Genomic DNA, 7,748 nt, shown 5'->3' on the forward strand with positions numbered 1-7,748 from the left:
GGGCTCCGCGTCCCCCCCCTCGGGGGGCGCGGGGGGGGGGCCGCGCGGCGGGGGGTGTCGGTGGCGCGGGGCCCGGCGGGCCTGCACCCCGGGCACGCACCACAGGGGTCAGGACGACGACGTCGGCTCCTCCGGTGCCAGCGAGTTGCCTGCGGGGATGCGACCGCAGTCGGACGGGGCGGTCCGGCCCGCGAAGCGGGCATCGAGCCAGTCCATCGCGAGCGGGGCCCAGATGACGGGCACCCCGACGTGGCTGAGCAGCTCGTGCTGCCGGTACGAGATGGCGGTGTTGCCGGTGGCACAGTACTGCCGGGCGAGCGCGCGCACGTCCCCGGCGACCATGACGCCGTCACCCGTGCCGATCCCGGGGTGGTTGCCGAAGGTGCCCTCCAGGACGCCCGCGTCCCCCTGGGCGATGAACCCGGGAATGGTCGGGGTGGCGGCGGAGCCGAGGTTGATCCGGTTCACCGCCGTGACGATCTCAGGGACGGAGTTGATGTTCTCGTACTCGGGCTTCGCCATCTTCTTCCAGGTCAGACCCGGGTAGCGGCCCAGGGCGTTGACGATGGAGCCCTTCTCCAGCTCCGCGTACACCTTGAGGCCGTAGCTGCTCAGGTAGGGCTTGACGTCGATGTCGAAGGAGCGGGAGACGCCGATGATCGCCATGGGGATGACGCCCGACCACGCGAGGGACCCGTCCACGTACTTCAGATTGTGCGCCGGGGTCACGAGCAGGCCGCCCTCGGCGAAGCCGACCAACTTCCGGTTCACGTCCGGCGCGTAGGCCGGCGCCATCGCGGCTGCCCAGTTCGTGGCGATGGCACCGCCCGAGTAACCCATGAGACCGAACCTGGTGTTGTCGCTCAGCCCCGTCTCCGCGGACCGGGTCGCCGCACGGATCGAGTCCAGGGTGTTGGTTCCGTACTCGGGTCCGGCGGCGAAGGCTGCCCGCTGGCCCTGAGTGTCCGGGATGACGAGGGTGTAGCCCTTCGCCAGCAGCGGCGCCATGAAGACGGCCTCGGCGTTGGGGATCACGCCGCCGAGGGTGAGGTCTCCGGCGATGGCGCGGGACGGCCCGTCCTCCGGGTTCAGCGAGTCGTAGAACGACTGGTACGACACGGCCTTGCTTCCGTCACCCGTGAGGCTGCGCACCACTGTGGTCACGTTGGCGGCCGGGCGTCCCTGGGCGTCGGTGCTGCGATAGAGCAGCTGGATCGCCTTCAACGGCGTGGGAATGCCGACGAGGTGGTACCGCAGCGTCCGCGTCTTCAGCACGGCGCCCGGGGCGAACGACGACAGGGGCTCGCTGCCGTCGTAGGTGTAGAACGGGTCGCTCGCGGCGGACGTGGCCGTCGTCGTGGTCGCGGCCTGCAAGGACTCGGTGGCGGTGGCCGCCGGCGCGGCGGTCATGGCCGCCGCGACGGCGACAGCGATGGAAATCAGACGAACTGCCGTCTTGGACATGGCTTCCTCGATTCCTGAGTGGGGGGGCCGACCGGCCTGAGGGCTCGGAGACGGCACGACCGGCAGAGGGTTGGCGGCTCCCTGCCCGGAGATTCCGGGCGCCGGATCGGCGCGAAGGCGAGTCGGGGTTTGACGGTCTCCTGTACGGCGGGTGGAGGTTCGGGGATGGCGGCTCTGGGGTGCGGTCAGGTCGAACGGGGAGATCCGATGCATGACGCGGCCGCGGTCCGCCACGTCTGGCAATCCACCGGCCTGACGTGTTACCAACCGGTAGGAGATGTCCCGGAAACATGATGGAGGCGGTGCGCCGCCGCGTCTCCAGGGCGGAGAACAGAGATTTGCGAGGTGGATTGTGACCGCATCCAACGCCGCGGCACACGACTCGGTGCCGCGCTTCGGCGGCGTTCCGGTCCACGACCGGCTCCAGGCTGCCGCCGGTGCGCTCGAGCGTGCGGTCATGGTCCGGCTTGTCGAACGGCTGCCCGTCTACGGAAGGCTGCCGTCGGAACAGCTCGGTGGCGACATCGCCAAACAGGTGACGAGCGGCATCCGGAGCTTCGCCGAGATGCTGCGCACCGGCGAGCTGCCGGATCAGTCGGAGCAAGCGGCGATCCGCGAGTCGTCGGCCCGGCGTGCCGACGAGGGAGTGCCGCTGGAGGCCGTGGTCGGCGCCTATCACCTCGGCGCGGAGGAGTGCGCCGCCCATGTCTTCCCGGCGGCCGAACCGGGCGACATCGGCGACGTGTTACTGGTTCAGCGTCAGCTGCTCGCGTATCTCAGGTTGGTGAGCTGTGCGGTCGCCGCCGGGTACGTGCAGGAGCGGCAGACGGCGCTGAGCGACCAGCAGGTCGCCCTGCAGTCGCTGCTGTCACGACTGCTGGAAGGCGGCAGCCCCAAGGCCGCGGCCGACCGCGCCGGCATCCGTCTGCCGCCTTGCTACCTGGTGCTGAGCATCTCCGTGGGACGGCACCCGGACGAGCTGGTGACCGGCGTGAACCACGCGGTCGCCGCTCGCCGCAAACTCCGGCGGCTGCGCAACGAACTGCATCGGCAGACAGCGGGAGTTGCGCTGTCCGTGCTGTCGGACGGCGGAGGGCTGGTCCTCATCCCGTACGAGGCGCCGGCCGCCGCCTTCGGCCATGCGGACCGGGACCGGCTGTCCCGACTGGTGGTCGAGCTGGGCCGGATGTGCGGCGCCGAGGTGCTGGCCGGGGCGGCCGCCGCGCCACCAGAGGGCGTTGCGGACGCTGCCCGGTTGGCCGGCGAGGTACGTGAGGTGGCCGAGGCATCCGGCCATGAGCCCGGACTGTACCTGCTCGACGACGTACTGCTCGAATATCAGCTGAGCCGTCCGAGCCCGGCCAGGGAAGGGCTCGCCGCGCTGCTCGACCCTCTGGCCACGCGCCCGGAACTGCTCGCCACCCTGCGCACCTTCCTCGCCTGCAGTCTCGACCGTCGCCGGGCAGCAGCCCGGCTCCAGGTCCATCCGAACACCGTGGACTACCGCCTGCGCAAGGCGACGGATCTCACCGGACTGGACGCCTCCCGGGGCGCCGATCTGGTCACCCTGCACGCCGCGCTCGCGGCCCATGACGCGGCAGGGCGCGGCGAGCCCCGCGTCGGCCCCTCACGTCAGGACTGAACGACCGGCCGAAGCCGGACGTCGCACCGTTCGGCACGGCCGGATGTCCCGCCTGCGGTTCCACGGCGACCACTAGCCCAAGAACGACAGCCGCACCTGCCGTTCCGGGTTGTCCTTGTTGGTGTCGACGAGGCAGATCGACTGCCAGGTGCCGAGTTCGAGGCGGCCGGCCAGGACCGGGACCGTCGCGTGGGGCGGGACCAGGGCCGGGAGGACGTGGTCGCGGCCGTGGCCGGGGGAGCCGTGGCGGTGCTGCCAGCGGTCGTCGGCCGGGAGGAGGTGATGGAGCGCCGTCAGGAGGTCGGCATCGCTGCCCGCGCCGGTCTCCAGGACGGCCAGACCGGCCGTGGCGTGGGGGACGAAGAGGTTGAGGAGGCCGTCGCGGCCCGGGGCGGTCTCGACGAGGAAGTCCGCGCAGGCCCCGGTGAGGTCGGTGACCGTCTCCGAGTTGCCGGTGGTGAGCGTCAGGACGCGGGTGCTGAAAGTGGACATGAGGTCATCCTGCCGCTCACAGCGCGGGACGGCGCGTCCACGCTCCGAGACGGCGTTGACCGCCACCGGAACGAGTCGCTACGTTCGCGCCATGTTGCGTACAGCCCTGCTCACCACGCGCGGTCACATCGACCTGCTGCGGGTGGCCTCCGCCGCCTGTCGTCGCGGCTGCTGACGCCCTCTCACACCCTGAGTTCCCCGCGCTGACACCCGTCGCCGCGCGCCGTTTCCGGCGTGCGCACGGGCACTGACGCGTACTCGACTCTCCTCTCCCTCTCGCATTCCTCTCCCCTCTCCGCGGAGCCCCTTCATGACGGTCGGCCATGCCCCGCCCTCTGCTTTGCCCGACATATCCCCCGTTTCACCACTTGAGGAGGTGACGCCCACCGCGCGCGGCGGTCGCGGACGGCTCGCCCGCGCGCCGCGCTGGCTGCGGCGGACCGTGGGTCCCCTGCTGTTGCTCGTCACCTGGCAGGTGCTCAGCGCGGCCGGGGTCCTGCCGGCCGACGTGCTCGCCTCCCCCGGGACCATCGCCCGCGCCGGCGGCGAACTGATCGCCGACGGCACCCTGCCGCACGCCATGGGCGTCTCGCTCCAGCGCGTCGCCGTCGGGCTGCTGCTGGGCGGCGCGATCGGGGTGTCGCTCGCGCTGGTCTCCGGGCTCTCGCGGCTCGGCGAGGACCTCGTCGACGCGACCGTGCAGATGCTGCGGACCGTGCCCTGGGTGGGGCTCATCCCGCTGTTCATCATCTGGCTGGGCATCGGGGAGGCGCCCAAGGTCGCGCTCATCGCGCTCGGCGTCGCCTTCCATCTCTATCTGAACGTGTACGCCGGGATCCGCGGCGTCGACGCGCAACTGGTCGAGGCCGGTGAGTCGTTGGGGCTGAAGCGCTGGGGGCTGATCCGGCATGTCGTACTGCCGGGCGCGCTGCCGGGTGCCATGACCGGGCTGCGGTACTCCCTCGCGACCGCGTGGCTCGCGCTCGTCTTCGGGGAGTCGATCAACGCCGACGCCGGCATCGGCTTCCTGATGAACCAGGCGCGGGAGTTCTTCCGCACCGACGTCATCGTCGTCTGCCTCGTCGTCTACGCGTTCCTCGGCCTGCTGGCCGACGCCGTCGTCCGTACTCTCGAAAGGCTGCTGCTGCAATGGCGACCGACCTTCACCGGGCAGTGACCGTCGAGGGGCTGACCCGCTCCTTCGACGGCCGGCCCGTCATCGACGATCTCCATCTGACCCTGCGCGCAGGCGAGTTCACCGCACTGCTCGGGCACAGCGGCTGCGGCAAGTCCACGCTGCTGCGGGTCCTCGCGGGGCTCGACCGGGAGATCTCCGGGACCGTCCTCGTCCCCCGCCGCCGGGCGGTCGCCTTCCAGGCGCCCCGCCTCATGCCCTGGAAGCGGGTGTGGCGCAATGTGCTGCTGGGCCTGCCCGGAAGGCCCGAAAGGGCGCTCGCCGAGCGCGCGTTGGAGGAGGTCGGGCTCGGTCATCGCGCGGGAGCCTGGCCCAAGACCCTGTCCGGCGGGGAGGCCCAGCGTGCCTCGCTCGCCCGCGCGCTCGTCAGGGAGCCGGACCTCCTGCTGCTCGACGAGCCGTTCGGGGCGCTCGACGCGCTCACCCGCATCAAGGCCCAGCGCCTGGTCGCCGAGTTGTGGCAGCGACGCGGCTGCGCGGTGCTCCTCGTGACGCACGACGTCGACGAGGCGCTGCTGCTCGCGGACCGCGCGCTGGTCATGCGGGACGGTGTCATCGCGTACGACACGCCCGTCGCCCTCGACCGTCCCCGCGCCGCCGGCGACCCGGCCTTCGCCGCCCTGCGCTCCCGTCTCCTCGCCGAACTCGGCGTCGAGGCCGAGCTCCCCGCCGTCCACCAGGCCGCCTGACCCCCGCCACCCGAGACCCAGGAAACCCGAGAGACCTCGATGAAGCGCTCACTCCTGCCCGCTGTCCTCCTCCTTCCCCTCGCCCTGCTCGCCTCCGCCTGCTCCTCCCCCTCGTCCGCCGACTCCGGGTCGGGCTCGGGATCCAACTCCGACGGCAAGGGGTCCGTCGTCCTCAACGTGGGTGATCAGAAGGGCGGCTCGGAAGCCGTCCTGCGCGCGGCCGGCGAACTGGACGATCTCCCCTACCGCATCCAGTGGTCGACCTTCACCTCCGGACCGCCGCTCCTGGAGGCGGTCAACGCCAAAGCCGTCGACATCGGTTCGGTCGGCAACACGCCACCCGTCTTCGCCGCAGGGGCCGACTCGAAGATCACCGTGGTCGCCGCCACCCACGGCGACGCGGCCGGAGAGGCGATCCTCGTGCCGGCGGACTCGCCGATCCGCACGCCCCAGGACCTGAAGGGGCGCAAGGTCGCCGTGGCCCAGGGCAGCTCCGCGCACTTCCAGTTGGTCGCCTCCCTCGAGAAGGCGGGGCTCTCCCTCGAGGACATCGAGGTGACCCTGCTCCAGCCCGCCGACGCGCTCGCCGCGTTCAGCACCGGCAAGGTCGACGCGTGGGCCGTCTGGGACCCGTACACCTCGCAGGTCCTCGCGGGCGGCAAGGCGCGGGTGCTGACCGACGGCCGGGGCGTGGTCAACGGTCTCGGCTTCTCGGTCGCCTCGCCCGCCGCGCTCGCCGACAAGGAGAAGGCGGCGGCGATCGGCGACTACATCGACCGGCTCCGGCGGGCCCAGGACTGGGTCCACGAGCACCCGGACGTCTGGGCGAAGGTCTGGGCGAAGGAGACCGGGCTGCCCTACGAGGTGGCGCTCGCGGCCGTGAAGCGCAGCAGCGGCACCCGGATCGCGGTCGCCCTCGACCAGGAGGCGATCGCCTCCGAGCAGGCGATCGCCGACACCTTCGCCGAACTGAAGCTGATTCCCCGGAAGTTCCGCTTCGCCGACTACGTCGACACCCGCTTCAACAAGAACCTGCCGCCGTCCACCACCGCGCCGCGCACCTACGGAAAGGGATCCACCTCATGACCGTCCACCTGCACTGGTTCCTGCCCACCGGCGGCGACGGCCGTACGCTCGTCGACCGGCACGCCTACACCGACGGCGGCATCACCCGCTCCCCCGCCGTGACCGGCGTACGCGCGCCGGACATCGACTACCTGGCCCAGATCGCCAAAGCGGCCGAGCAGTTGGGCTTCGAGGCCGTCCTGACGCCGACCGGCACGTGGTGCGAGGACGCCTGGCTGACGACGGCGGCGCTCGCCCAGCACACCGAGCGGCTCAAGTTCCTGGTGGCGTTCCGTCCCGGCGTGATCTCCCCCGTTCTCGCGGCGCAGATGGCCGCCACCTACCAGCGGATCACCCGGGGGCGGCTGCTGCTCAACGTCGTGACCGGCGGGGACTCGGTGGAGCAGCGACGCTTCGGCGACCATCTGGACCACGACCGGCGCTATGCCCGCACGGCCGAGTTCCTGAAGGTCGTGCGTGGGGCCTGGGGCGGGCAGCCGTACGACTTCGAGGGCGAGCACTACCAGGTGGAGGGCGCGCTGACCGCGCTGCCGCCCGACCCGTTGCCGGAGATCTTCTTCGGCGGCTCGTCGGCCGCCGCGGGTCCGGTCGCGGCGCAGCACGCGGACGTGTATCTGACCTGGGGCGAGCCTCCGTGGCAGGTCAAGGAGAAGATCGACTGGATTCGTCGGCTCGCCGAGGAGCGCGGTCGCTCGGTGCGGTTCGGTGTCCGGCTGCACACCATCTCCCGGGACTCCGCGCGCGAGGCGTGGGCGGTGGCCGACCGGCTGCTGTCCGACCTCGACGCGGAGACGATCGCGGCGGCGCAGCAGACCCTCGGCAGGAGCGAGTCGGTCGGCCAGCAGCGGATGCTGGCGCTGCACGGCGGTGGCTCGCTCGACCGGGACAAGCTGGAGATCGCGCCGAATCTGTGGGCGGGCGTGGGTCTCGTACGGGGTGGGGCCGGCACCGCGCTGGTCGGCAGCCACGCGGACGTCGCCGACCGGATCGAGGAGTACCACGACCTCGGGGTGGAGCACTTCGTGCTCTCCGGCTACCCGCACCTGGAGGAGGCGTACTGGTTCGGGGAGGGCGTGACCCCCGAGCTGGCCGCGCGGGGCCTGCTGCCGAGGATCCCCGCCTCCCCGCTGCTCGGCGTCCCGGCCGCGAACGGCCGCCCGGCGTCCGCGCCCGGCGGAGC

At 71.9% G+C, this 7,748-nt stretch carries 7 protein-coding genes; 5 read left to right on the forward strand and 2 right to left on the reverse strand.

The genetic code is table 11. The features are described from left to right. Nucleotides 1-108 precede the first annotated feature (108 nt). Nucleotides 109-1,464, reverse strand: coding sequence for a lipase family protein (locus AB0E14_RS34985; RefSeq protein WP_362427876.1), 1,356 nt, complete (start codon nt 1,462-1,464; stop codon nt 109-111). Between the two features lie 352 nt (nt 1,465-1,816). On the opposite strand from AB0E14_RS34985, the gene AB0E14_RS34990 reads away from it, so the two are divergent. Next, complete coding sequence (locus AB0E14_RS34990) at nt 1,817-3,106, forward strand: helix-turn-helix domain-containing protein (protein ID WP_362427879.1); 1,290 nt, start codon at nt 1,817-1,819, stop codon at nt 3,104-3,106. A gap of 72 nt (nt 3,107-3,178) precedes the next feature. On the opposite strand, the gene AB0E14_RS34995 is transcribed toward AB0E14_RS34990, so the two are convergent. Beyond that, on the reverse strand, nt 3,179-3,598 hold the full coding sequence (locus AB0E14_RS34995; RefSeq protein ID WP_362427882.1) for a YjbQ family protein: 420 nt from the start codon (nt 3,596-3,598) through the stop codon (nt 3,179-3,181). Nucleotides 3,599-3,908: 310 nt separating this feature from the next. Here AB0E14_RS34995 and AB0E14_RS35000 point away from each other — a divergent pair, with 310 nt between their 5' ends. The 4 genes from AB0E14_RS35000 to AB0E14_RS35015 form a co-directional block, all read left to right on the forward strand. Next, nucleotides 3,909-4,775, forward strand: a complete 867-nt coding sequence (locus AB0E14_RS35000; protein ID WP_362427885.1) for an ABC transporter permease — start codon at nt 3,909-3,911, stop codon at nt 4,773-4,775. Beyond that, the gene (locus AB0E14_RS35005; RefSeq protein WP_362427888.1) at nt 4,748-5,482 is read left to right on the forward strand and encodes an ABC transporter ATP-binding protein; all 735 of its coding nucleotides are present in this window, start codon (nt 4,748-4,750) and stop codon (nt 5,480-5,482) included. The genes AB0E14_RS35000 and AB0E14_RS35005 overlap by 28 nt, the downstream gene beginning before the upstream one ends. A 39-nt stretch (nt 5,483-5,521) precedes the next feature. Then, the gene (locus AB0E14_RS35010) at nt 5,522-6,568 is read left to right on the forward strand and encodes an ABC transporter substrate-binding protein (RefSeq protein WP_362427892.1); all 1,047 of its coding nucleotides are present in this window, start codon (nt 5,522-5,524) and stop codon (nt 6,566-6,568) included. After that, a partial coding sequence (locus AB0E14_RS35015; RefSeq protein WP_362427895.1) for an LLM class flavin-dependent oxidoreductase occupies nt 6,565-7,748 on the forward strand: 1,184 nt, incomplete at its 3' end. The genes AB0E14_RS35010 and AB0E14_RS35015, both read left to right, overlap by 4 nt.

The organism is Streptomyces sp. NPDC047981 (assembly GCF_040653315.1).
In the GTDB taxonomy this organism is placed as follows: Bacteria; Actinomycetota; Actinomycetes; order Streptomycetales; family Streptomycetaceae; genus Streptomyces.